The sequence below is a fragment of the Janthinobacterium svalbardense genome (genome assembly GCF_002327145.1).
In the GTDB taxonomy this organism is placed as follows: domain Bacteria; phylum Pseudomonadota; class Gammaproteobacteria; order Burkholderiales; family Burkholderiaceae_D; genus Janthinobacterium; species Janthinobacterium tructae.
Map to the genome: position 1 here is coordinate 4,838,904 of NZ_CP023422.1, position 25,382 is coordinate 4,864,285.

At 61.5% G+C, this 25,382-nt stretch carries 23 protein-coding genes; 2 read left to right on the forward strand and 21 right to left on the reverse strand.

The window, feature by feature from the left end; genetic code table 11:
• Position 1: 1 nt before the first annotated feature.
• The 12 genes from surE to CNX70_RS21550 all read right to left on the reverse strand — a co-directional run bounded on the left by surE (position 2) and on the right by CNX70_RS21550 (position 15,906).
• Positions 2-739: a 5'/3'-nucleotidase SurE gene (surE, locus tag CNX70_RS21495; protein ID WP_071076269.1), complete on the reverse strand. Its 738-nt coding sequence runs from the start codon at positions 737-739 to the stop codon at positions 2-4.
• A gap of 94 nt (positions 740-833) precedes the next feature.
• Positions 834-3,302, reverse strand: coding sequence for a tetratricopeptide repeat protein (locus tag CNX70_RS21500; protein WP_096236893.1), 2,469 nt, complete (start codon positions 3,300-3,302; stop codon positions 834-836).
• Positions 3,303-3,321: 19 nt separating this feature from the next.
• Positions 3,322-3,927 carry a toll/interleukin-1 receptor domain-containing protein gene (locus CNX70_RS21505; protein ID WP_096236896.1) on the reverse strand — a complete coding sequence of 202 codons (606 nt, stop codon included), beginning with the start codon at positions 3,925-3,927 and terminating at the stop codon, positions 3,322-3,324.
• Between the two features lie 283 nt (positions 3,928-4,210).
• Positions 4,211-6,265 carry a DNA repair helicase YoaA gene (yoaA, locus tag CNX70_RS21510; RefSeq protein WP_425269202.1) on the reverse strand — a complete coding sequence of 685 codons (2,055 nt, stop codon included), beginning with the start codon at positions 6,263-6,265 and terminating at the stop codon, positions 4,211-4,213.
• A gap of 43 nt (positions 6,266-6,308) precedes the next feature.
• Complete coding sequence (locus CNX70_RS21515; protein WP_071076266.1) at positions 6,309-6,509, reverse strand: YdcH family protein; 201 nt, start codon at positions 6,507-6,509, stop codon at positions 6,309-6,311.
• A 146-nt stretch (positions 6,510-6,655) separates the two neighbouring features.
• On the reverse strand, positions 6,656-7,378 hold the full coding sequence (locus CNX70_RS21520; RefSeq protein WP_244198904.1) for a hypothetical protein: 723 nt from the start codon (positions 7,376-7,378) through the stop codon (positions 6,656-6,658).
• 16 nt (positions 7,379-7,394) lie between these two features.
• Entirely contained in the window at positions 7,395-8,492 is a 1,098-nt protein-coding gene (zapE, locus tag CNX70_RS21525; RefSeq protein WP_096236902.1) for a cell division protein ZapE, read from the reverse strand.
• Between the two features lie 70 nt (positions 8,493-8,562).
• The gene (gene lpdA / locus CNX70_RS21530; RefSeq protein WP_096236905.1) at positions 8,563-9,993 is read right to left on the reverse strand and encodes a dihydrolipoyl dehydrogenase; all 1,431 of its coding nucleotides are present in this window, start codon (positions 9,991-9,993) and stop codon (positions 8,563-8,565) included.
• A complete protein-coding gene (locus CNX70_RS21535) occupies positions 9,983-10,354 on the reverse strand; it encodes a PspC domain-containing protein (protein WP_096236908.1) in 372 nt (123 codons plus the stop codon). Before CNX70_RS21535 ends, lpdA begins: the two co-directional genes overlap by 11 nt.
• A gap of 94 nt (positions 10,355-10,448) precedes the next feature.
• Complete coding sequence (gene odhB / locus CNX70_RS21540) at positions 10,449-11,705, reverse strand: 2-oxoglutarate dehydrogenase complex dihydrolipoyllysine-residue succinyltransferase (RefSeq protein ID WP_096236911.1); 1,257 nt, start codon at positions 11,703-11,705, stop codon at positions 10,449-10,451.
• Between the two features lie 117 nt (positions 11,706-11,822).
• Positions 11,823-14,675, reverse strand: a complete 2,853-nt coding sequence (locus CNX70_RS21545) for a 2-oxoglutarate dehydrogenase E1 component (protein ID WP_071076261.1) — start codon at positions 14,673-14,675, stop codon at positions 11,823-11,825.
• Positions 14,676-14,931: 256 nt separating this feature from the next.
• Positions 14,932-15,906: a LysR family transcriptional regulator gene (locus tag CNX70_RS21550; protein ID WP_096236914.1), complete on the reverse strand. Its 975-nt coding sequence runs from the start codon at positions 15,904-15,906 to the stop codon at positions 14,932-14,934.
• A gap of 118 nt (positions 15,907-16,024) precedes the next feature.
• Between CNX70_RS21550 and CNX70_RS21555 the strand changes: the two genes are divergently transcribed.
• Positions 16,025-16,480 (forward strand): MBL fold metallo-hydrolase, encoded by a 456-nt coding sequence (locus CNX70_RS21555; protein ID WP_096236917.1) that lies wholly within the window; start codon positions 16,025-16,027, stop codon positions 16,478-16,480.
• 11 nt (positions 16,481-16,491) lie between these two features.
• On the opposite strand, the gene CNX70_RS21560 is transcribed toward CNX70_RS21555, so the two are convergent.
• The 9 genes from CNX70_RS21560 to CNX70_RS21600 form a co-directional block, all read right to left on the reverse strand.
• On the reverse strand, positions 16,492-17,034 hold the full coding sequence (locus tag CNX70_RS21560) for an NAD(P)H-dependent oxidoreductase (protein ID WP_096238606.1): 543 nt from the start codon (positions 17,032-17,034) through the stop codon (positions 16,492-16,494).
• A 223-nt stretch (positions 17,035-17,257) separates the two neighbouring features.
• Positions 17,258-17,599 (reverse strand): winged helix-turn-helix transcriptional regulator, encoded by a 342-nt coding sequence (locus CNX70_RS21565; protein WP_096236920.1) that lies wholly within the window; start codon positions 17,597-17,599, stop codon positions 17,258-17,260.
• Between the two features lie 93 nt (positions 17,600-17,692).
• On the reverse strand, positions 17,693-18,994 hold the full coding sequence (gltA, locus tag CNX70_RS21570) for a citrate synthase (protein WP_096236923.1): 1,302 nt from the start codon (positions 18,992-18,994) through the stop codon (positions 17,693-17,695).
• Positions 18,995-19,116: 122 nt separating this feature from the next.
• The gene (locus CNX70_RS21575; protein ID WP_034752073.1) at positions 19,117-19,398 is read right to left on the reverse strand and encodes an FAD assembly factor SdhE; all 282 of its coding nucleotides are present in this window, start codon (positions 19,396-19,398) and stop codon (positions 19,117-19,119) included.
• Between the two features lie 117 nt (positions 19,399-19,515).
• Entirely contained in the window at positions 19,516-20,226 is a 711-nt protein-coding gene (locus CNX70_RS21580) for a succinate dehydrogenase iron-sulfur subunit (RefSeq protein WP_096236926.1), read from the reverse strand.
• Positions 20,227-20,235: 9 nt separating this feature from the next.
• Positions 20,236-22,017: a succinate dehydrogenase flavoprotein subunit gene (gene sdhA, locus CNX70_RS21585; RefSeq protein WP_096236929.1), complete on the reverse strand. Its 1,782-nt coding sequence runs from the start codon at positions 22,015-22,017 to the stop codon at positions 20,236-20,238.
• 2 nt (positions 22,018-22,019) lie between these two features.
• The gene (gene sdhD / locus CNX70_RS21590; RefSeq protein ID WP_071076254.1) at positions 22,020-22,385 is read right to left on the reverse strand and encodes a succinate dehydrogenase, hydrophobic membrane anchor protein; all 366 of its coding nucleotides are present in this window, start codon (positions 22,383-22,385) and stop codon (positions 22,020-22,022) included.
• Entirely contained in the window at positions 22,385-22,807 is a 423-nt protein-coding gene (gene sdhC, locus CNX70_RS21595) for a succinate dehydrogenase, cytochrome b556 subunit (RefSeq protein WP_096236932.1), read from the reverse strand. The genes sdhD and sdhC overlap by 1 nt, the downstream gene beginning before the upstream one ends.
• Positions 22,808-23,113: 306 nt before the next feature.
• Positions 23,114-23,995 carry a GntR family transcriptional regulator gene (locus CNX70_RS21600; protein WP_096236934.1) on the reverse strand — a complete coding sequence of 294 codons (882 nt, stop codon included), beginning with the start codon at positions 23,993-23,995 and terminating at the stop codon, positions 23,114-23,116.
• 304 nt (positions 23,996-24,299) lie between these two features.
• On the opposite strand from CNX70_RS21600, the gene CNX70_RS21605 reads away from it, so the two are divergent.
• Entirely contained in the window at positions 24,300-25,289 is a 990-nt protein-coding gene (locus tag CNX70_RS21605) for a malate dehydrogenase (protein WP_096236936.1), read from the forward strand.
• Positions 25,290-25,382 lie beyond the last annotated feature (93 nt).

Consider the following 25,382-nt stretch of genomic DNA (forward strand, 5'->3'; position numbering starts at 1 on the left):
GTCATGCCAGGCCTTTTGCCAGTGCATCGAGTTGGGTGGTATGGGTCAGGTCGATCTGCAGCGGCGTGATCGAGACTTGTCCATGTTCAACGGCGTAAAAGTCCGTGCCCGGCCCACCTTCCTTGGCGGCGCCGGCGGGGCCGATCCAGAAGATTTCACGGCCACGGGGATCGAGGGCGCGGATCACGGGCTCGGCCGAATGACGCTTGCCCAGGCGCGTGGCCACCACGCCTTGCAATTGTTCGTATGGAATGGCGGGGATGTTTACATTCAGCAAATACGGTTTCTGCAGGGCGTCAAACTGGCGCTCGACGATTTCCCTGGCCACGCGGGCGGCCGCGTCCAGGTTGGCCCAGCCAAACTGCGACTGGGAAAAGGCGATGGCGGGAATGCCGAACAGATAGCCTTCCGTGGCGGCCGCCACGGTGCCCGAATACAGGGTGTCGTCGCCCATGTTGGGACCGTTGTTGATGCCGGAGACCACCAGGTCGGGGCGCTCGATGAGCATGCCCGTCAGCGCCACGTGCACGCAGTCGGTGGGCGTGCCGTTGACAAAATAAAAGCCGTTGGCAGCCTTGTGCACGGACAGGGGCCGGTCCAGGGACAGCGAATTGGACGCGCCCGAACGATTGCTGTCGGGCGCCACCACGACGATTTCCGCAATGGGCGCGAGCGCGTCAGCCAGGGCCGCCAGGCCTGGCGCCAGGTAACCGTCGTCGTTACTGATAAGAATTCTCATAACGAGATTTTACCTGAAGCAATGCCAACACTGCGCGTGCCATGCGCCGAATGGCGGCATTATTTATGCTGCCGCGCTGACATGGCGCACGGCGTCAGCGCTGTTCGATGCGCGCTTCCGATAATGCCCCTTCCAGCGCCTGCACTTCATCCTCCTGCAAGGCCAGCAAGGCATTCAGGTCGCCTTGCAATTTATACATTCTTTTCAGCTGCGCCATGCCGCGCCTGCGCAGCTTGCCCGGCACGCCCGGGCGCAGCAGACAGGACTTCAAATGTTCGGCCAGTTCGCCCGCCTGCGCATACTGTTCGCGCTCTATCATGCCTTGCAACATCGAGATCATGCTGGCCAGGGTGTCCGGTTCGGCCCCTTCGTGCCCGTTGGCTCGGCCAGCCAGGATGGTTTCCTGCAAATGCCGGGCGCCGTCCAGCACGCTGTCCGCATGCCCCGTGACGGGCGCATTCAACAGCCGGTCGCTGCCGCTGAGCACCGCGTCTTCCAGCAGGCGCGCCGCCTCGCTCTCGCCCTGCTGCAGCAGGGTGCCAGCCAATTGCTTCTTGCTGTGCAAGGTATCAAGGTGGTCTTCGCCCAGCAGGCGCGCATGCACTTCCAGCACCTGCTCCTGCACGCTGCGCGCCGCATCGAGCTCGCCACGCCGCAGCAGTGCCTCGGCCAGCTTGCGCTGGCTCATCAGGGTTTCAGGATGGTCGAGCCCGTGCGTGCGCTCGCGCGCCGCCACCTGGTCTTCGTGCAGCTGGCGCGCGCCAGCCCAGTCGCCCTGTCCGGCCACGATATCGGCCAGCAAGTCGCGCGTGGCCAAGGTGGCCGCATGGTCGCTGCCCAGGCGCCGCTCCTGCACCTGCAGCACGGCAACGAACAGACGCCGCGCGCCTTCCAGGTCGCCTTCTTGCCCCAGCGCCTGCGCCAGCGCCAGCTTGCTGCGCAAGGTGTCGCCATGCTCGGCGCCAAACAGGCGCTCGCGCGCCGCTACCACCGTGCCCAGCACTTGCTGCGCCTGCGCCAGCCGGCCCATGCGCAGCAAGGTGGCGGCGCGGCCATCCATCGCCTCCAGGGTCAGCGGATGCTCGCCGCCCAGCTGGCGCGCGTACGTTGCCAGCACGGTATCCTGCAGCAGCAGCGCCGCCGCCAGCTCCCCTTGCTGCAAGAGGGTTTGCGCCAGGCAGGCCCGGGCGGCCAGGGTGTCGGGATGCTCGCTGCCCAGCACGCGTTCGCGCACATCGAGCACGTCCTCTTCCAGGAAGCGGGCTTCATCGACCTTGCCCAGCTGGCGCAGCAGGCGCGCCATGCCGCTCTTGCACGCCAGGCTGTCTGGATGTTCCTCGCCCAGCAGGCGCACGCGGATCTCGACGCTCTGGCGGAAGGCCTCCAGCGCCTGCACGCCGCGCCCGTCCTTGCGGTACAGCTCGCCCAGGCGGGCCAGGTCGCGCGCCAGCGGCAAGGCCACGGCGCGGCCCGGTTCGGCCAGCAAGGCCTGGCGCGCTTCGCTGATGGCGCCCAGCAAGGCGATTTCACGGCTCGATTGCCAGGGAAAGTAGCCGCCCGTCAGCCAGTGCAAAAAGGCTTCGAAGGTACGTGTGAGGGAAAAGCGGTCGCCGCCCTGGTCGATGCGCACGGCCAGCTGCTCGCCATAGGCAAAGGTTTTCGTCTGCTGCAGCTGGACTTCGTCGAAATAGCTGTCGAGGGCAATCTGCGACAAGCCGTAGGAAGTGCGCAGCAGGCGCTCGAACAGGGGCTGGAAGCCGGCGATGCCCTTGTGCGCGTCGCCGCGGCGCCACTCGGCGCGCTGCGCCCCATCGCCCATTTCTATGCGCGAGGGCAAGGGGTAGACGAGCAGCGGACGCTGTTCGTCTTCATGGCTGCGGCGGTACTCGATGGCCCGCGTGACGAGCGCATCGACGCCTTCCAGGCTTTGCCGGTTCGGCGTGAAGACCACCACCAGCTTTTTCGGCAGCAAGGTGGTGCAGATGCCGGCGCTGTCCGTGCGGCCCGTGCGCGAATCGACCAGCACGTAGCGGAAATGCTGGGCCAGGGTATCGGCGAAGCAGCGGAACAGGGCCGGGCAGCTGTCAAACAGCTGATCCCAGCGCATCTGCGCCAGGCGTTCGCTGTAGCTGGCATCGAAACGCCCCGCGCGCATCAGGTACAGCGGGCTGCCCTGGTCGACGCGCACCACGTATTGCTGCCAGTCGATGGCGTCGAGCACGCGTTGCGCCAGTGCCGCATCGTCGCGGCCGGCATCTTCGCGTCCCCTGGCCTGCCCGCCGCCATTTTCCAGGCTGAAGCGCTCGAGCTGCTGGCGGCACGCCTCGAAGAACTCGAGCACGCCCGGCCGTTCCTCGTGCTGCTCGAAATAATGGTGCAGGCCCGGCGCTTCCATGTCCCAGTCCAGCATCAGCACGGGCACGCTGGCGTTTTCACGGCGCGCCAGCAGGACGGCGATGTTCGACAGGGCCATGGTGCGGCCGGTACCGCCCTTGTAGGAATAGAAGGTGACGACTTCGCCAGGGGCGCTCAAAGGTGGCAGGGAGAGGCGTTGGCATTCCATGACAGGACCTTTTACGTGATTAACGCGGAAAGTGAGGAGGCGGAATGGCGCGCCATTCCGGTGGAATAGCGGGCAATACGAAACGGCTGCAATCGTGGCCGGGCGGGGTCGACCGCTTGAGCAAGTGGTAATGCGTGGCGATGCGCTGCACGATGCGGTCGATGTCGGGCAGGTATTGCGGATTCGACTTCAGGTCGCCGCTGGCCAGCGTATAGCCGGAGAAATCGACGTACAGGCCCGACTCCGTGATTTGCGACGGCAAGCCGTCCGGATGGCGCGTCATGATGATGGGGATGATCAGGTGGCTGGGCAGTTCATACCAGGCGCGCCGCTCCTGTTCGATTAGTTGCATGGCAGCAAATTCACGCCGCGTATAGCCGTGCGCTTCATATTTGGGTGTGTACAGCACGATCATGCAGACGCTCTGGCACATGGCGCGCGCCACGCGCAGGTCGATATCGTCGCCACCGCCCAGTTGTTCGCTGTCGATGAACAGCACTTCCTCACGGTCGAGGTGCGGTTCCAGATAGCAAGCCAGCGCCTCGATGAGATCATTCTTGAACTTGTTCATGAACGCATATTGGCCGTGTGCATAGCTCAAGAAACAGCCGTAGCGGATCTCCATGGCATCCCCCTGTTCCCCGTGCGGCCCTGCCAACGCCGCGCCTTCATCCTGCAAGGCATGAACTCACTGTAGACCGCCCGGCAACAGCTCAGTTTGCGCTGGCGCAAAGATGTGTCTGGCGTCCTGGACATGGCAGAAAAAGCCAGAAACTGGCACGATCACGCCCGTTTCTGGCATGCCAGGCGCGCAGGCAAGCGCCGCACAGGAAACGCTAGTGGCTTGATTACAAAGGGAAATAAGCCGGCGCGCAACTGGCGCCGGCAAGCAGGACTTAAGCGAGGACTTAAGCGCCCCTGGCGGGCAGGTTGCGGAAGAATTCCACCACTTCTGCCGTATCGCGCGTGCGCTTGAACGGTGGCAGGCTTTGCCAGATGCGCTTGCCGTACGGCTTGGAAATGAGGCGCGGATCGCAGATCATCAGCACGCCCCGGTCGCCCTCGTCACGGATCAGGCGGCCCGCGCCCTGCTTCAGGTTGATGATGGCTTCCGGCAGCGAATGATGCATGAAGCCGTTCTTGCCCTGTTTTTCCATCACTTCGATGCGCGCCGCCAGCACGGGATCGTCGGGCGGCGCGAACGGCAGCTTGTCGATGATCACCAGAGAGAGCGCATCACCGCGCACGTCGACGCCTTCCCAGAAGCTCTGGCTGCCGATCAGCACGCCATTCCCGGCGGCGCGAAACTGATCGAGCAATTCCGTGCGGCCCTTGTCGCCCTGCACGAACAGGGGGTAGTTCAAGCCCCGCTGCTTGAATTCGTCGGCCAGGCGCTCGGCGGCCCGCTTGACGGCGCGCAAGGTGGTACACAGGAAGAAGGTGCGCCCGCCCGCCGCCTCGATGATGGGCAAGGCGCAGTCGATGACGGCATCCGTGTAGCCGAGCGAGTTCGGTTGCGGCAGGTTTTGCGGCACGAACAGCAAGCCCTGCTGGCCATAGTCGAAGGGGCTCGGCCAGGTGTGCGACGGTTCGCCCGTCAAGCCCATCTGTTCCGAAAAATGCTTGAAATCGTTCTTCACGGCCAGGGTGGCGGACGTGAAAATCCAGCTGCGCGGCGTGCCTTCGCGCTGGTTGTTGAAGATCGGGGCGATCGACAATGGTGTTTTATGCAACTGCAAGGAACTGGAAAACGCCTCCACCCAGAAGACGGCTTCTTCGCCAGCCGCCACTTTCGCCTTCGGATCGAACTTCCAGCCGGAGAGCTGCTGCGCCAGCTCGACGCCGCGCACTCTGCACTGCTCCAGCGTTTCCGCCCGTTCCGCCTGGGTTTCCAGCACGGCCACCATGCCATCGAGCTCATCTTTGAGCGTGTCCAGCGCGGGAAAAAAGTCGCTCGACGGGGCGATTTGCGGCAGCGACAGGCGCACGATATCCTGCGGGAAGGTCAGCCGCAGGTCGCGCGCCGCCTTTTCCACCACCGTCACCGTCTTGGCCCAGTCGATGCCGCGCGCATGCGCCAGGCCCTCGGCCAGCACGTCGCGGCACAGTTCCAGGATTTGCGACGTCGACACCGTGTTACCGAAGAACAAAGTGGCCGTATCGGGCAACTGGTGCGCCTCATCGAAGATGATGGTGTTGGCTGACGGCAGCAATTCCGCCACGCCCGTGTCCTTCAGGGCCACGTCAGCGAAGAACAAGTGATGGTTGACCACCACCACGTCGGCCTGCTGGGCTTCCTTGCGGGCCTTCATGACGAAGCAATCTTGGTAATACTGGCACTCGGCGCCCATGCAGGTATCGCGCGTGGACGTCACCAGGTTCCAGATCATGGCGTTTTCCGGCACCTTGGCCAGTTCCGCCTTGTCGCCGGAGCTGGTCATCTTGATGAAGCGCGAGATTTCGCGCAAATGCCCCACGTCGTCGCGCGAGGTCATGCGCCCGTTTTGCAGCGTGCGTTCCAGGTGATAGTGGCAGACGTAGTTCGAGCGGCCCTTCAGCAGCGCCACGGAGACGGGTGCCTGCAGCGCGGCGCGCACGGTGGGGATATCGCGCAAGAACAATTGGTCCTGCAAGTTTTTCGTGCCGGTGGAGACGATGGTCTTGCCGCCCCACATCAGAGCCGGCACCAGATAGGCGAAGGTTTTACCGGTGCCCGTGCCCGCCTCGGCGATCAGGGTGGTCTGGCTGTCGATGGCGTGCGCGATGGCCTTGGCCATTTCCGTTTGCGAACGGCGCGGCTTGTAGCTGCCCACGGCGGGACCGAGCGGGCCGCCCGCGCCGAACAGGCGCTCGATGTCGGCATCGTGCTTGCCAGGGGCCGCCTGGGGTTCGGCTGGCAGACTGGCGTGCAGATCGGCAGGCTGGCCATCTGGGTTTACAGGCAATAAATTGTGATCGGTCAAAATATACTTAAGTGAAGGCTGGACTGGACGCTACTGGCGCCCCTCAGGCGGGAACGTCGGGCACCAACTGCATTTTCAGCAAGGTGATGTGATCCTTCAATTGCAATTTGCGCTTTTTCAGGCGGCGCAGCTGCAGCTCGTCATGGTGACCATCGAGTATCAGCAACTCGATGACGGCATCGAGGTCACGGTGCTCCACGTTGAGTTCAATCAGGCGCCGCTGTATATGCTGTGCATCGCTCATGTGTTGCGTTCCAGGCAGTGTTGGTAACAGGCGCGCGCAACGTACGCAGGCAGCCATTGACGCCGGCATCACCGGCAAGTGCATAGTTTAACCCGCCGCGCGCGTTAGGGCACGCCATTTCCGGCATCCCCCCCTGCGCGGCGGTGTTATTTGGCAGGCGGCACAGGCACAGCAACGGCCGGCGCAGCGGCAGCGGCTGCGGCCGCCTTGGCAGCCTTGGCCTGCGCTTCGGCCTGGCGCTCGGCCAGGCGTTGCGCCACTCTTTTCTGGCGCGCCACGGCGTCAGCCTGCTTGCGCGCATAGTCTGCCTCGCGGGCTGCGCGGCGCGGCGCAGCGGCGGCAGCAGCGGCGGCCTGCTTCGCTTCCTTCGCCGCTTGCGCAGCCTCGCGCTCGGCAACGCTCTTGCCTTCCGGTTTGGGCGGCGCCGGCTCGGGCATGACCACTTTCACGGGCTTGGGCAAGGCCGCCGCCCGTTGCTCGGCGTCCAGGCGCGCATCTTCCTGCGTCCTGGCCAGGTCGATGTCGCGCAGGCGCACGGATTCGGCCCGCTTGAAGTAATTCGCTTCCGCGTCGACGGCGCGCAGACGCACGAGGATCAGGCGGCGCTTTTCCTTGGCCTGGTCGAGGCAGTTATTCACGAAAAACTTGTCGTAGCATTCCAGTTCGCGCGCGGCAAACTCATTTTCCGCCGCCTCGCGCTCGCTGGCTGACTGCTTCAGCTTGGCGTCCGCTTCTTCCACCGACAAGGTAGCGGGCACCTGCGGTGCGCCAACCTCATCCAATGCCGCAGCACCCTGGTGTGCGCAGGCGGACAATGCCAGGGCCAGGCCCAGTGCCGCACCCAGCTTGTATAGTGTATTTGCCATCATGTTCATGATCCCTGCCTCAAACGATCGCGTCGGCCGCGCCGCGCTGTTCTTTTTCCATGTATTCGCGCGATTGCATCTCGATGATACGCGAAACGGTACGGTGAAACTCGTTGGCCAGCATGCCGTTCGTGTACAGCTGCTCGGGCGCCACTTCAGCCGACATGATCAACTTGACTTTTTGGTCATAAAAAACGTCGATCAACCAGGTAAAGCGGCGCGCTTCGGACGACTGCGCCGCCGACATCGCCGGTATGCCGGACAATACCACCGTATGGAAGCGGCTGGCGATTTCCAGGTAATCATTTTGCGAGCGGGGACCGCCGCACAGGGTGGCGAAATCGAACCAGATGATGCCGCCGGCGCGGCGCAGGCAGTGGATTTCGCGGCTCTCGATGCGGATGCGCGCGTCTTCATCGGCCGTCTCGGCGATGCGCGTGTAGGCATCGCGCAGGGCCTTGTCGGTGGCGGCGCCCAGCGGCGTGTAGTAACTTTCCACCTGTTCCAGCGCGCGGCCGCGGTAATCGACGCCAGCGTCGACGTTCATCACGTCGAGCTTGTCCTTCAGCAGCGCGATGGTCGGCAGCATGCGGTCGCGGTGCAGGCCGTCCGGATACAGCAGGTCGGGATCGTAATTCGAAGTCATGATGAAGGACACGCCATTGGCGAACAGGGCCGACAGCAGGTTGTACAGGATCATCGCGTCGGCGATGTCGGAGACGTGGAATTCATCGAAACAGATGAGGCGGTATTTCTTGGCGATGCGCTTGGCCACTTCGTCGAGCGGGTCGGCCACGCCTTTCAATTCGTCGAGCTGCTGATGCACGCCGCGCATGAATTCGTGGAAGTGCAATCGCGTCTTGCGCACCAGGGGCACGACCGAATAAAAACTGTCCATCAGGAACGATTTGCCGCGCCCCACGCCACCCCACATATACACGCCTTTCGGCACGGCAGGACGGTTCAGCAGGCGCTTGAAGGTGCTCGAGCGCTGGCCCTTGTAGGCCACCCACTCGTCATAGCACAGCTGCAGGCGGTCGACCGCGCGCCGCTGGGCGGCATCGGCCTTGAAATCACGCTTCTGCAACGCGTGCTGGTAAAACTCTTCTACGTTCATGGGATTCGCTTTAACGCACAAGGGCGCCGGCGGAAAAAATCCGCGAGCGCCCCTGTAGGACTAACTACAATTAAAAGTTCAACGTGCGCTTGTCAACCGCCAGTGCCGCTTCCTTGGTCGCTTCCGACAAGGATGGGTGCGCGTGGCAGATGCGCGCGATGTCTTCGGCCGAGGCCTTGAATTCCATCGCCACGACGGCTTCGGAAATCAGTTCGGAGGCCATCGGGCCGACGATGTGCACACCGAGGATTTCATCGGTGGTCGCATCGGCCAGGAATTTCACCATGCCCGAAGTGTCGCCCAGCGCGCGCGCACGGCCATTGGCCATGAACGGGAAGGTACCGGCCTTGTAGGCGATGCCTTCGGCCTTCAGGGTTTGCTCGGTCTTGCCGACCCACGCGATTTCCGGCGAGGTGTAGATCACCCACGGAATCGTGTTGAAGTTGGTGTGACCGTGCTGGCCGGCGATACGCTCGGCCACGGCAACGCCTTCTTCTTCCGCCTTGTGCGCCAGCATCGGGCCGCGCACCACGTCGCCCACTGCCCACACGTTCGGCAGGTTGGTCTTGCAGTCGCCGTCGACGGCGATGAAGCCGCGTTCGTCCAGCTGCAGGCCGACCTTGTCGGCACCCAGGCCATTCGTGTTCGGCGTACGGCCGATCGAGATGATCAGTTTGTCGAACACGGCTTTTTGCGCTTCGCCCTTGGCATCCACGAATTCCACGGTGACGTCTTTCTTGCCTGGCGTGATGGCGCCGATCTTGCAACCGAGGTTGATCTTCAAGCCTTGCTTGATGAACAGCTTCGACGCTTCCTTGGCGATCTGCTCGTCGACGGCGCCCAGGAAGACCGGCAGGCCTTCAAGCACGGTGACGTCGGAACCCAGGCGGCGCCAGACGCTGCCCATTTCCAGGCCGATCACGCCGGCACCGATGACGCCCAGCTTGGCTGGTACGGCGTCGATGGTCAGTGCGCCCGTGTTCGACAGGATCAGTTTCTCGTCGAATGGTGCGCCTGGCAGTTCGCGCGCGTTCGAACCCGTGGCGATGACCACATGCTTGGCCGTCAAGGTTTCGTTGGCTGCACCTGTCACGCTGATGTCATACGTGCCAACGGCGGCGGCAGCGAAAGCGGCACGGCCGTGGAAGAAGGCGATCTTGTTCTTCTTGAACAGGTACAGGATGCCGTCGTTGTTTTGCTTGACGACGGTGTCTTTGCGCTTGAGCATCTGGCCCAGGTTCAGCTTCAGGCCGGCGACGTCGATGCCGTGCTCGGCGAAGCTGTGGCCCGCGTGTTCGAAATGCTCGGACGATTGCAGCAGTGCTTTCGACGGGATGCAGCCGACGTTGGTGCAGGTACCGCCAGGCGCGGCGCCGCCCTTGGCGTTCGACCACTCGTCGACGCAGGCGACGGAAAAGCCCAGCTGCGCTGCGCGGATGGCGGCGATGTAGCCGCCAGGGCCCGCACCAATGACCACTACGTCAAATTGTTTAGTACTCATGTTTTGTTATTCCAATCTCTTCGTCTGGTACGAAAATCCACAATAGAAGGTAAATCACCACGCCGAAGCCGAAGGTCAATGTAAACAGGACGAAAACCAGGCGCCAGATCCACGCTTCCATGCCGGAAGCGCGGCCCAGGCCGCCACAGACGCCACCGAGCCAGCGGTCGTTGCGTGAACGGCGCAGGCGGTTGAATTCCTGCACCAGGTCGTTCGACGGACCGGAGTCGGAGGGACTGTCCGATTTGTCCAGGTTGATATTGCTCAGGAGCTTGGCTTTCGCTTGCGCGAATTCCGCGTCGCTCAGGGCGCCCGCCAGGTGCAACTCGTGCAGACGCTTGATTTCTTCAGAGACGTTCATGAGAATCCTCTTTCATTGAGATCAGCCAGCTGCGTCTTCTGGCAAGGGGTATCAGCTACATTGCCCCGGCGGCGACGCCGGGGGACTACAGTGCTTACAGGTCCAGCAGCAGGCGTGCAGGATCTTCCAGCGCTTCTTTCATCGCCACCAGGCCCAGGACGGCTTCGCGGCCGTCGATGATGCGGTGGTCGTAGGACATGGCCAGGTAGTTCATCGGACGTACCACGATCTGGCCGTTTTCGACCACAGCGCGGTCCTTGGTCGCATGCACGCCCAGGATGGCCGATTGTGGCGGGTTGATGATCGGGGTCGACAGCATGGAGCCGAAGGTGCCGCCGTTCGAGATCGAGAACGTGCCGCCCGTCAGGTCGTCCAGGGTCAGCTTGCCTTCCTTGGCTTTCGCGCCGAATTCACCGATTTTTTTCTCGATGTCGGCGATCGACAGCTGGTCCGCGTTGCGGATGATAGGCACCACCAGGCCGCGTGGCGAACCGACAGCGATGCCGATGTCGAAGTAGCCGTGGTACAGGATGTCGTTGCCGTCAACGGAAGCGTTGATGATCGGGTATTTTTTCAGCGCGGCGACGGCAGCCTTGACGAAGAAGGACATGAAGCCCAGCTTGACGCCGTGCTCTTTCTCGAACTTGTCCTTGTACTTGTTGCGCAGGTCGATGACCGGCTGCATGTTCACTTCATTGAACGTGGTCAGGATGGCGTTCGTCGATTGCGATTGCAGCAGGCGCTCGGCGATACGTGCGCGCAGGCGGCTCATCGGCACGCGCTCTTCCGGACGGTCGCCCAGGCTGGCGATGGTCGGCGTGGCGACTTGCTGCAGCGCTGGCTTGGCAGCGGCTGGCGCCAGTGGCGCGACAGCTGGCTTGGCGGAAGCGGCCAGGGCGTCGCCCTTGGTCACGCGGCCATCTTTGCCGGAACCGGCGACGTCGCCAGCGGACAGGCCTTTTTCGGACAGGATCTTGGCAGCGGCAGGCATGGCGACATCGCCTTTGGTGGCAGCGGCTGGTGCCGACGCGTTAGCGGTGTCTTGCGCGGCGGCAGCCAGGGCTGGCGCAGGCACGGCCGACACTTCCATCGGGCTGACCTTGGCCGAGCCGTCGGTATCGATGATGGCGATGACTTCGCCGGCAACGACAGTGGCGCCGTCAGCCTTGATGATCTGCACGATCACGCCAGCGACGGGCGCCGGCAGTTCCAGCACCACTTTATCGGTTTCGATATCGATCATGTTTTCGTCGCGCGCAACTGGTTCGCCGACTTTCTTGTGCCATGCCAGCAGGGTCGCTTCTGCAACTGATTCCGACAACTGGGGAACTTTGACTTCGATTTGTGCCATGTAAAACTCCGTTTATTTTGTTATTGCGGCGCCGCCCCTGCGTAGCTAGGGCGGCGCTCCGTCACGATGTATGCGAACAGGCGCCATGCATACACATGGCGCCCGTTATCCTGCCACTTACTTGGTCAGGATAAAACCCTTCAGCTTCGAGAATGCCGTTTCCAGCAGATCTTTTTGCTGGGCGTAGTGCTTGTCATAATAACCGACAGCAGGCGACGCCGAAGCAGGACGGCCGGCGTAAGCCAGACGCTGACCCGATTCCAGGCCTTCGAAGATGTTGTGCTGGATCTGGAACCAGGCGCCCTGGTTTTGCGGCTCGTCCTGGGCCCATACGACTTCAACCAGGTTCGGGAACTTCTTCAGTTCAGCAGCGAACGACTTGTGCGGGAACGGATACAGCTGTTCCAGGCGCACGATGGCCGTGTCGGTCTGACCGCGTGTCTTGCGTGCGTTGACCAGGTCGTAGTAGACCTTGCCCGAGCAGGCGACGACGCGCTTGACTTTCTTGGCATCGATTTTGTCGTCGACTTCGCCGATGACGGTCTGGAAACCACCCTTGGACAGGTCGGTCAGCGGCGAACCGGCATCCTTGTTGCGCAACAGCGACTTCGGCGTCAGGATGACCAGCGGCTTGCGGAACTGGCGCACCATCTGGCGGCGCAGCAAATGGAAGATCTGCGCTGCCGTCGTCGGCTGCACCACTTGCATGTTGTTGTCTGCGCACAGCTGCAGGAAACGCTCTGGACGCGCGGACGAGTGCTCAGGACCCTGGCCTTCGTAACCGTGCGGCAGCATCATGACCAGGCCAGAAGCGCGGCCCCATTTCACTTCGCCGGAGCTGATGAATTGGTCGATTACCACTTGCGCGCCGTTGGCGAAGTCGCCGAACTGGGCTTCCCAGATCGTCAGCGTGTTCGGTTCAGCGGTCGAGTAGCCGTATTCGAAGGCCAGTACGGCTTCTTCGGACAGCACCGAGTCGATGACGGTGAACGGCGCCTGGTTTTCCGAGACGTTTTGCAGCGGAATATAGGTACCGGCATCCCAGCGCTCGCGGTTTTGATCGTGCAAGACGGCGTGACGGTGCACGAAGGTGCCGCGGCCGGCATCCTGGCCCGTCAGGCGGATGGCGTAGCCGGACGAGACCAGCGAAGCGTAGGCCAGGTGTTCGCCCATGCCCCAGTCCAGGTTCATTTCGCCACGGCCCATGGTGCCACGGTCGCCCAGTACTTTTTCAACCAGCGAGTGGACCTTGAAGTCTTCCGGCACGCTGGTGATGCGGCTGGCCAGGCGTTTCAGTTCCGTCATCGGCACGGCGGTGTCGGCCGAATCCGTCCATTTCTTGTTCAGGAACGGCAGCCAGTCGACGGCGTACTTGTTCTTGAAGTTCGAGATGACCGGATCGACGGTATGCTTGCCGGCGTCCATGGCGTCGCGGAAAGCGGCCACCATCTTGTCGCCGCCATCGGCAGGGATCACGCCTTGCGCTACCAGCTTGTCCGCGTACAGCTTGCGGGTGCCTGGATGCTGGCCGATCTTCTTGTACATCAGTGGCTGTGTCAGTGCCGGCGTATCCTGCTCATTGTGGCCCAACTTGCGGTAGCAGATGATGTCGAGGACGATGTCTTTCTTGAATTCCATGCGGTAGTCGAGCGCGATTTGCGTCGCCAGCACCACGGCTTCAGGATCATCGGCATTGATGTGCAGGACCGGTGCTTCGATCATCTTGACGACGTCCGAGCAGTACAGGGTCGAGCGGGCATCGCGCGGGTCCGAGGTGGTGAAACCGATCTGGTTGTTGATCACGATATGCACCGTGCCGCCCGTATGGTAGCCGCGGGTTTGCGCCAGATTCAGCGTTTCCATGACCACGCCCTGGCCGGCGAAAGCGGCATCGCCGTGCACCAGGATAGGCAGCACTTGCGCGCCCTGCGCGTCGCCGCGGCGATCCATGCGGGCCTTGACGGAACCTTCGACCACAGGGTTGACGATTTCCAGGTGCGACGGGTTGAACGCCAGCGACAGGTGGACCGGGCCGCCTGCAGTGGAGATGTCCGACGAGAAGCCTTGATGGTACTTCACGTCGCCGGCAGGCAGATCGTCGCCATGCTTGCCTTCGAATTCTTCGAACAGTTCCTGTGGCGCCTTGCCCAGGGTGTTCACCAGTACGTTCAGGCGGCCGCGGTGGGCCATGCCGATGACGATTTCCTGCACGCCTTTTTCGCCGGCGCGCTGGATGGTTTCATCCATCGAGGCGATGAAGGTTTCGCCGCCTTCCAGGGAGAAGCGCTTCTGGCCCACGTAACGGGTGTGCAGATAGCGTTCCAGGCCTTCAGCCGCGGTCAGGCGGTCGAGGATGTGGATTTTTTTCTCTGGGGTGAAATTCGGGGTGGAGCGGATCGATTCCAGTTTCTCTTGCAACCAGCGCTTTTCGGCCGGATCGGAGATGTACATGAATTCGGCACCGATCGAACGCGTGTAGGTGTCGCGCAGATAGTTCAGCAGATCGCGCAGGGTGGCGGTCTCGGGGCCAAAATAGGTATTGCTGATGTTGAACACGGTGTCCATGTCCGCGTCGGTGAAACCGTAGAAGCTCGGCTCGAGCTCAGGGATCATCGGACGTTCCTGGCGTTGCAGCGGATCCAGATTGGCCCAGTGCGAACCGAGGTAGCGGTAAGCGGCGATCAGTTGCGTAGCGGCAACACGTTTGCGGCCCATTTCAGCATCGAAGGAAGCGGTCACTGTGCGGATCGGACCTGCTTTTGCGCGCTCGGCGAACGAGGCGACGACGGAGGCATGCGCCACGTCAGGCTTGTTGCTGCCATCGACGGCAGGCACGTGCTGCATCGCGTCGAAGTAGGAGCGCCAGTTATCGGGTACCGAGCCTGGATTGTTCAGATACGCTTCGTACAGGTCTTCCACGTACGGAGCATTCCCACCAAACAGGTAGGAGTTGGTCGTTAATTGCTGCATATATTGCTCACCTTTCTTCGCGTTTCGCGAGGAATTAGCGGGTTAATCTAACCTTCCGCGACACGGCCTGACCGGTTAGCGGATTGCACATCAAGTTGTGGGGAAGGGCTTTTTTATTGCACCAGCATTCTGCATACCGTCATTTAGAATAGCACGCGGTATTGTAACGCAACAACGGCTAGTTGAATTTATTTGGCAAGCAAATGTAAGCTGGGTGCGTGATTTTCCCGGGCTTGCCAGCCTGTTACTGTTGCGCTTACGGCACTTTCACGCCCGCGCTGGCGTGCCGCTTGCGCCCGACTGGTCTGCCCGATGACGGCGCCGCCGCGATGGCCGCCAGCCAATCGGCATCGCCGGCAAACCAGTCCACCAGGAAGTCGAGCATGGTGCGCAGCAGCGGCGACATGTGCTGGCGCGAGGTATAGATGCCGTAGATGCCCATGTCCTGCGGCACGTAAGCGGGCAGCAGCTCCACCAGTTGCCCGCTGGCGATCAGCGGCGCGGCCGAATAGCGCGGCTGCATGGCGATGCCCGCCCCCGCCACCGTCGCCACCAGCAGCACCAGCGATTCATTCGCCGACAGGCGGCCGCTGACGGGGACAGTGAGCGCTTCCCCGTCGTGCGTGAACTGCCACAGGCTCTTGCCGAAATACGTATAGGTCAGGCAGTTATGCAGGGCCAGGTCCTGCGCCCGGCGCGGCGTGCCATGCGCCGCCAGATACGATGGTGCAGCGCACACCACCGAGGCGCAACTGGCCAGCTGGCGGGCGATCAGGTTCGGTTCGAGCGCGTTCGTGATGCGGAGCGCCAGGTCGATGCGCTGCTCCACCAGGTTGACGGCGCGGTTCTCCATCTGCAGGTCGACGGCGGCGCGCGGGTAGCGCTGCAGGTAAGCGGTCACTGCGCCAGCGAGCGCCGTCTGCGCCAGCGATTGCGAGCAGGTAATGCGCAGCAAGCCGTGCGGCGTGTCGATCTCCCCGGGCGATGCAACGGCCATGGCGCCGGCCACTTCCAGCATCTGGCGGCAGCGCGCCAGGGTCGCCTCGCCCGCATCCGTCAGGCTCAAACGACGCGTGGTGCGATGCAGCAGACGCGCCCCCGCCCACTGCTCCATCTCGGCCAGGTAACGCGTCACCATGGCGCGCGACATGTCGAGCGCCTCGCTGGCGGCCACCATGCTGCCGCGCTCGGCGATGGCGACAAATACCTGTGCGGCGGTTATGCGGTCCATTTGTGCGCTTTCATTGATTCGTCCGATCCGTGCAACTAAGTATTGCAATCTACCCTATTTGTCGCATTTGGTCGAAAGGATAATATGCAGCAAGAGTATCGAATAGCGAAAGAATCCTATGCTGGCACGCGCCCCCCTTCCTTCCCGCACGCTGGAAACCTTCCAACTGGACGTGCTGGGCTGCGCACCCTCCACCTCATTACTGTTAAGTGGGGTGACGGACGCCATCCTGATCAACGCCCAGTTCCTGCGCAACGATGCGGCGCAGTTAGCGCACACCATCGCCGCCAGCGGCAAGCGCCTGACCACCATCTATATCAGTGCGGCCGAACCGCAAGCCTATTTCGGCCTGGGCGTATTGCAGCAAGCCTTTCCGCAAGCCCACATCCTGGCCAGCGGCGCCACGGTCGAGGCGATCCGCCGCCAGGCCGGTGCCAGGGTCGCCCACTGGGGCGGCATCCTCAAACACAATGCGCCGCGCTGCATCGTCATGCCCCAGCCCTATGACGGCACCAGCCTGCAACTCGAAGGGCGGCACGTCGAACTGCATCATCTGGAAGCGGCATTCAACTGACACAAGACGCCCTACAAGGCGGCCAGGAAGCGCTCATACTCTTGCGCGCTGCGCGCCAGCCGCTCGGCATAGCCCACCTCCTTCGGCCCGTCTTCCGCACCATAAAAAGCAAAGAAGCGGCGGCTGTCGGCGCCGATATACGCCAGGGTGACATCGAACGGCGCCAGCAGCTGCGCCAGGGTGACGTTCCACTTGCCTTGCGGCGTGAAGTCCGCCTGCCGGATGCCGGCCGTGACGGCCAGCGCCACCTTGCGACCCTGGAAGGCATCGCCGCCCGTGCCGTAGGCCCATCCATACGCCAGCACCTCATCGAGCCACTGCTTCATCATGGGCGGACAGTTAAACCAGTACACGGGGAACTGCAAGACCACGTTGGCGTGCGCCTCCACCAGCGCCTGTTCGCGCGCCACGTCGATATTTCCATCAGGATAAGCCTGGTGCACATTGTGGATCGTGTAACGGTCAGGATACTGCGCCAGTTCCTGCAGCCAGCGCTTGTTGGCCACCGACGTGGCGATGGAGGGATGGAAGACGATTACGAGGGTTTTCATCATGCTGCTTTCCTGAAGTGAAATGGATGCACCGGCCCGCATGCACAGGAAAGCAGGCAAGCAGGTACCCTGCCCCGTGGCGCGCAGCATGTGGCGGCACGCCTGCAAAGGCAGAAACAGCATAGCCATGGTGAGTACTTTCCACAAGTACGCACATTGACTGCTTATACAGTAAGAAAAGTAAGCTTCAAGACCGCAAAAAGTCGCTTGAGCAAGCGTATCCGTATCAGACTGGCTGGTGCCGTTCGCCCCACTCGCACAGGGTGTGCAGCACGGGGATCAGCGATATGCCCTTGCTGGAGAGCGAGTATTCAACCTTGGGCGGCACTTGCGGATACTCCTTGCGGATGATCAGCGCGTCCGCTTCCAGCTCCTTCAGCACAACGCTGAGGGTCTTGAAGGCGATGCCGCCGAGATGGCGCTTGAGTTCGTTGTGCCGCAGCACCGTGTTTTCCGCGAGCGCGTACAGGATCAGCATCTTGTATTTGCCGCCGATCAGCGACAAGGTGTAGCCAAATGCCGTATCGCCCAGGGCCACGCCGCCGGGGGCGCAGGTTTCTTCATTCATCGCGTTGTGCTTCCTGTTGATCCAGGGGGTGAGCATAACACCATAAAAAAACGGGCCGAAGCCCGTTTTTTGTTTGCAAGGTACCGCTCTGGATTAACGCTTGTCCAGTGGCAGTACTTCGCGCGTGGTCGAACCGACGAACAGCTGGCGCGGACGGCCGATTTTCTGTTCTGGGTCGGCGATCATTTCGTTCCACTGGGCGATCCAGCCGATCGTACGGGCCATGGCGAAGATACCGGTAAACAGCGATACCGGGATGCCCAGCGCCGATTGCACGATGCCCGAGTAGAAGTCGACGTTCGGGTACAGTTTGCGCGACACGAAGTAGTCGTCGTTGAGTGCAATCTTTTCCAGTTCCATCGCCAGCTTGAACAGCGGGTCGTCTTGCAGACCCAGTTCTTGCAGCACTTCGTAGCAGGTTTCACGCATCAGCTTGGCGCGTGGATCGAAGTTTTTGTACACGCGGTGGCCAAAGCCCATCAGCTTGACGCCGGAGTTCTTGTCCTTGACTTGCTCGATGAAGGCTGGGATGTTCTCGACGGTGCCGATTTCTTTCAGCATGTTGAGTGCCGCTTCGTTGGCGCCGCCGTGGGCAGGGCCCCACAGGCAGGCGATACCGGCAGCGATACAGGCGAACGGGTTGGCGCCCGACGAACCGGCCAGACGGACGGTCGAAGTCGATGCGTTTTGCTCGTGGTCCGCGTGCAGGATCAGGATGCGATCCAGGGCGCGCACCAGCACGTCGTTGACCTTGTACTCTTCGCACGGATTGGCGAACATCATGTGCATGAAGTTGGCGCTGTACGACAGGTCGTTGCGTGGGTACACGAACGGCTGGCCGACCGAGTACTTGTAGGTCATGGCGACCAGGGTTGGCATCTTGGCGATCAGGCGGATGGCCGACACTTCGCGGTGATGCGGGTCGTTGATGTCCAGCGAATCATGGTAGAACGATGCCAGCGCGCCGACGGTGCCCACCAGGACCGACATCGGATGCGCGTCGCGGCGGAAGCCACGGAAGAAGAATTGCATCTGTTCGTGCACCATCGTGTGCTTGGTGACGGTGTCGACGAACTTGGTTTTCTGCGCCGCGTTCGGCAGTTCGCCGTTCAGCAGCAGGTAGCACGATTCCATGAAGTCGGCGTTGACGGCCAACTGTTCGATCGGGTAACCACGGTACAGCAGCTCGCCCTTGTCGCCGTCGATGTAGGTGATCGACGAGTTGCAGGCGGCCGTCGACATAAAGCCTGGGTCGTAGGTGAACTTGCCGCTACCGGCGTACAGTTTGCGGATGTCGATGACGTCCGGGCCAACCGTGCCTTTGTAGATTGGAAATTCAAGCGATGGGCTGCCATCGGAGAACGACAGGGTAGCTTTTGTGTCAGAGATATTCATGGGCTCTTCCTTCTCGGGAGTGAGTCGAAATAAAAAATCAAAAATTCTGGCTGCAATTCGCACCGCACTCGGCAGTGCTACAGCGCGCCACTCGCACCGTTTGCAATATATCGCCCAGGCGTCTAGGCAATGCGCAGTCGTTGCAGCAGTGCGCGCACATGCGGCAGATCGACTTCGCCTTCCGGCTCTTTACGGGCCAGTACCAGATCCATTAACGCATTGTCCGATAAATCCAGCAAACGCGTCAGCGCGTCAACTTCTTCATCGGTCAATTCGGTTTCATACGCATCGAGAAAACGGGTCAGGATAATGTCGTTTTCCAGCAGGCCACGGCGTGAACGCCAGCGCAGGCGGGCGCGGTTGGCCGGGTCGGCCTGATGCGAGGACAAAATTGATTCTGTCATTTGGTTTACCACTTTACGGGTGCCTTGCGGCACGGTACTGCTTTGCAGGCGCCGCCTGCAGGCAAGAGAGGATACCCTCTTCCCGCAAACGGCGCCCGGCGGATGCGATCAGACGAATCAGATCGCGCGGCGGACCATCAATTCCTTGATCTTGCCGATCGCCTTGTTCGGGTTCAAGCCTTTCGGGCAAACGTCGACGCAGTTCATGATCGAATGGCAGCGGAACAGGCGGTACGGGTCTTCCAGGTTGTCCAGACGCGCGCCGGTGGCTTCGTCGCGCGAATCGGCGATGAAGCGGTAGGCTTGCAGCAGGCCTGCCGGACCGACGAATTTGTCCGGATTCCACCAGAACGACGGGCACGACGTGGAGCAGCATGCGCACAGGATGCACTCGTACAGGCCATCGAGTTCTTCGCGCTGTTCCGGCGACTGCAGGCGTTCTTTTTCAGGCGGGATCGAATCGTTGATCAGGAACGGCTTGATCGAATCGTACTGCTTGAAAAATTGCGTCATGTCGACGATCAGATCGCGGATGACCGGCAAACCTGGCAACGGACGCAGCACGATAGGCTCCGACAGTTCGTTCAGGTTGGTGGTGCAGGCCAGGCCGTTCTTGCCGTTGATGTTCATCGCGTCCGAACCGCACACGCCTTCGCGGCACGAGCGGCGCAGGGCCAGCGAGTCATCGACGTCCGCCTTGATGCGCTGCAGTGCATCGAGCAGCATCTTGTCGGTGTCTTTCAGTTCGACCGACAGGTCTTGCATGTACGGCTTGGCATCCTGGTCAGGATCGTAGCGGTAGATTTTGAATTTGAGAGTGCGTGCCATGGTATAGCCTTAGAAAGTACGTGGTTTCGGTTTGAAGGTATCAACCGTCAGCGGCTTGGTCACGACTGGCTTGTATGCCAGTCGGTTGCCTTCCGAATACCACAGAGTGTGCTTCATCCAGTTGTCGTCGTCACGCTGTGGATAGTCGTCCTGGGCGTGGGCGCCGCGCGATTCCTTGCGGGCTGCTGCCGAAACGATGGTCGCTTTCGCCGTTTCGATCAGATTGTCCAGTTCCAGCGCTTCCACGCGGGCCGTGTTGAAGACCATCGATTTATCCTTGAAGGAGACGTGCTTGCGGCGCTCGTCGAGCTTCATGATTTCTTCGACGCCCTTGTTCAGCATCTCGTCCGTACGGAACACGCCGCAGTACTTCTGCATCGTTGCGCGGATGTCGTTCGCCACGCCCTGCACGGTTTCCGTGCCGGTCGAGTTTTCCAGGCGCGCCAGGCGGCCCATGGCAAATTCGGCAGCATCGGCTGGCAAAGGCTTGTTTTCCTTGGCTTTCAGGCCACTGTTGACGATGTGGTTGCCGGCCGCGCGGCCGAAGACCACCAGGTCGAGCAGTGAGTTCGTGCCCAGGCGGTTGGCGCCGTGCACCGACACGCAGGCGCATTCGCCGATCGCGTACAGGCCGTTGACGACTTGCGCCGAATTATCCGGACCGGTCGGGGTGACGACCTGGCCGTGGATGTTCGTTGGAATGCCGCCCATCTGGTAGTGAATCGTCGGCACGACAGGAATCGGTTCCTTGGTGGCGTCGACGTTGGCGAACTTGTGGCCGATTTCCAGGATCGACGGCAGGCGCTTGGCGATGGTGTCGGCGCCAATATGGCGCAGGTCCAGCATCACGTGGTCCTTGTTCGGACCGCAGCCGCGGCCTTCCTTGATTTCCTGGTCCATCGAACGCGAGACGAAGTCGCGCGGCGCCAGATCCTTCAGGGTCGGCGCATAGCGCTCCATGAAGCGTTCGCCTTCGCTATTGATCAGGATGCCGCCTTCGCCGCGCACGCCTTCGGTGATCAAGACGCCCGCGCCGGCCACGCCGGTCGGGTGGAACTGCCAGAATTCCATGTCTTGCAGCGGCAGGCCGGCGCGTGCCGCCATGCCCATGCCGTCGCCGGTGTTGATGAAGGCATTCGTCGAGGCGGCGAAGATGCGGCCTGCGCCGCCCGTTGCCATGACCGTCGTCTTTGCTTCCAGGATCATGCATTCGCCGGTTTCCATTTCCAGCGCTACAACACCGATCACGTCGCCTTCGGCGTCACGGATCAGGTCGATTGCCATCCATTCGACGAAGAAATGCGTACGCGCACGCACGTTGCGCTGGTACAGCGTGTGCAACAGGGCGTGACCGGTACGGTCAGCTGCCGCGCAAGCGCGCTGCACCGGCTTTTCGCCGAAGTGGGCCGTGTGGCCGCCGAAGGGACGCTGATAGATGGTGCCGTCAGGGTTGCGGTCGAATGGCATGCCGAAGTGTTCCAGTTCGTACACGACCTTCGGTGCTTCGCGGCACATGAATTCGATGGCATCCTGGTCGCCCAGATAGTCGCCGCCCTTGACGGTGTCGAACATGTGCCAGAACCAGTTGTCTTCGGCCATGTTGCCGAGCGACGCGCCGATACCGCCCTGCGCCGCCACGGTGTGCGAGCGGGTCGGGAAAACTTTCGACAGGACAGCGACGTTCAGACCGGCTTCAGCCAGTTGCAACGACGCGCGCATGCCGGAACCGCCGGCACCAACGATGACCGCATCAAAGCGGCGGGTAGGAATTGCAGATTTATATGCTGCCACGATTACACACTCCAGAGTATCTGCACCGTCCAAGCGGCACAAGCGATCAACCACAGCATGGTGGCAATTTGCAGCGTCAGACGGAGGCCAGCGCTTTTCACGTAGTCCATCCAGATGTCGCGTACGCCAACCCATGCGTGGTAAAACAGGGCGACGAAAGTCACCAGGCTGAACAATTTAAACCACTGCTGTGCGAACAGACCAGCCCAGCCTTCATAGCTGAAGTTGCTGCCAGTCAAGAAAGAAATCAGCAGGATGGCCACATAAGCCACCATGACGATGGCGGTGACGCGTTGCGCCAGCCAGTCGCGCAAGCCGTAATGGGCACCGACGACGAGGCGTTTCGGTCCGATGTTATTGTCTGCCATTAAAATACTCCAAACAGTTTCAAAGCGACCAATGCCGTCAACACCACGCTCACGACCAGTACGGACGTCGCGGTCTTGCGAGCCGAATCTTTTTCGATAGCAACGTGCACATCCATGAACAGGTGACGGATGCCGGCGCAGAAGTGGTGCAGGAAGGCCCAGACCAGAGCCAGGGTGATCAGCTTGACGAACCAGTGCGAGGCGATGCCCTGGAAGTAAGCGTAGGACATTTCGGAACGCAAGCTCAGTTCCAGCATGTACAGGATGCAGGGCAGCAGGGCGAACATGATGAAACCGCTGATGCGATGCAGGATCGAGACGATGGCGCCGACGGCCATGCGGTAGTTCGACAATTCGGTAACATGAATGTTACGGAATTCCGGCCGTTCTTTTTTTGGTACTTCTCTTACGGCTTCAGACATAACAAAAACCTCCCCTTGATAACTAAATATTGAAGCGAAGCCGCGATTTTCGCCGATTTTCGCAACCCACACCAATATCTATTGTTGCATATAACCAAAATGGTTTTTTACTACAAAATATCGCGCTACTTTCCGTAGTTCACGTAATTTAATTACAGAATCGCCGGCAAAGCACGGCCCGCCGGAGCGGGCCATGCTTTAGCTGCGCTTTCTGCTGTCTCCGCTGCCCGCCTTGCGGCAGGCATCTTGCAAGCGATGCACTTCAGCCTTGCTGCTTGTCCGGGCACCCGCAGGCGCCCCGCCGCTTCAGCTGAGTTCATTCTGATAATGATGGCGACTGGTCAGATACAAGCCGCGGCGCAGTTCGACCGGCTTGTCGCCGTAGGTAAACGACACGCGCTCGGAACTGAGCAAGGGCGTGCCGAGGTCAATATTTAACAATTGCGCGGCGCCCGCGTCGGCGCACACGGCGCGGATCTGCTCGGACGCGCGGATCATGCGCGTGCCGAATTCCGTTTCGAACAGGCCGTACATGGGCCCCTTGTATTCGACCAGGCGCTCGGCCGTCAGGCCCTTGAAGATCAGGCCGGGCAGCCACAGCTCCTCGACGATGGTCGGCACGCCGTCGAAATACTGCACGCGCTTGATGAAGATGACGGCGTCGCCGGACTTCAGGTCCATCAGGCGCGCCACGTCGGCCGGCGCGCGCACGCGCTTGACTTCGATAAATTTACTTTCGGGATAATGCGGCACGCCTTCGTCCGGCACCAGGCGCAGGAAGCGGAAATGCGCGCGCGCCTCATGGTGGGTGGAAACGAAGGTGCCCTTGCCCTGGCGGCGCATGACGAGGTTCTCGGCGGCCAGTTCATCGATGGCCTTGCGCACCGTGCCCTGGCTGACCTTGAAGCGCCCTGCCAGCTCGACTTCGCTGGGAATGAGCTCGCCCGGCTTCCACTCGCCCGATTGCAGGCTCTGCGTAATGAGCGCCTTGATCTGCTGGTACAGGGGACTGAAGGTGGGTGCAGCGCTGGCGACGGGCATCGCCGTAGTGGTATTGCTGCTGGCCACTGCGGTGACGGGCGTGCTGGCCGCTGCGGCGACGGGCGTGGCCGGGGCGCCCGCGGTCGGACTGACCGCCCCGCTTGCAGCAGTGGCATTGTTGGTCAGATTGGACGAGGCGGGATTCATAGTCCGACATTTCAACACAAATCACTGCCCGCGTCCAGTAAAACACTCGTAGTTATCTGTCTTATATAAGACATAAGATATGATTGACAGATACAGATCGGAGGCCTAAACTGCCCTCGATAAAACTTCTGAGCCAGCGTTTTATGTTGTCGGCCAGCCACTCTGGCCTCGTGCAGCACGAGCGTGACGGCAGCGTACACCAGCAATTCGGTGGCGCGTGCCGGTTTTGGTATCATTATAGTTTTTCCGGATAAGCGTAAGCCCAGCTTCAAGCCCGTTTTCTTTCCCACTTTGGAGATTCATCATGGCTAAAACCCCAATGCGTGTTGCAGTGACCGGCGCCGCCGGCCAGATCGGCTACGCCCTGTTGTTCCGCATCGCCAATGGCGACATGCTCGGTAAAGACCAGCCTGTCATCTTGCAACTGCTTGAAATCCCGGACGAAAAAGCCCAGAAGGCGCTCAAGGGCGTGATGATGGAAATCGACGACTGCGCCTTCCCGCTGCTGACGGAAATGACCGCCCACTCCGATCCGCTGACCGCATTCAAGGATGTCGACGTGGCCGTACTGGTTGGCGCGCGTCCACGCGGCCCAGGCATGGAACGCAAGGACCTGCTGGAAGCGAACGCGCAGATCTTCACGGTACAAGGCAAGGCGCTCGACGCCGTCGCTTCGCGCAATGTCAAAGTCTTGGTGGTCGGCAACCCTGCCAACACCAACGCTTACATCGCCATGAAATCGGCACCGTCGCTGCCGGCGAAAAACTTCACCGCCATGCTGCGCCTGGACCACAACCGCGCGCTGTCGCAAGTCGCGGCCAAGACCGGCACCGCCGTCAAGGATATCGAGAAGCTGACCGTGTGGGGCAACCACTCGCCAACCATGTACGCCGACTACCGTTTCGCCACCGTGAACGGCAAGGCCGTCAAGGACCTGATCAACGACCAGGAATGGAATGCCAACACCTTCCTGCCAACCGTCGGCAAGCGCGGCGCGGCCATCATCGAAGCGCGCGGCCTGTCGTCGGCAGCGTCGGCAGCGAACGCCGCCATCGACCACATCCATGACTGGATGCTGGGCACGGCTGGCAAGTGGACCACCATGGGCGTACCTTCCGATGGCTCGTATGGCATCCCTGAAGGCACCATCTTCGGCTTCCCGGTCACCACCGACAACGGTGAGTACACCATCGTTCAAGGTCTGGAAATCGATGCATTCTCGCAAGAACGCATCAACCTGACCCTGAAAGAACTGACCGAAGAGCGCGAAGGCGTGAAACACCTGCTGGCATAAATCCAGTATTGGCGGCGCGGCCTGAGCGCCGCCCGCCAAGAAGGCCGCCCCGCGAGATTCGCGGCGCGGCTGTTTTATCAAGTAGTCTTTACC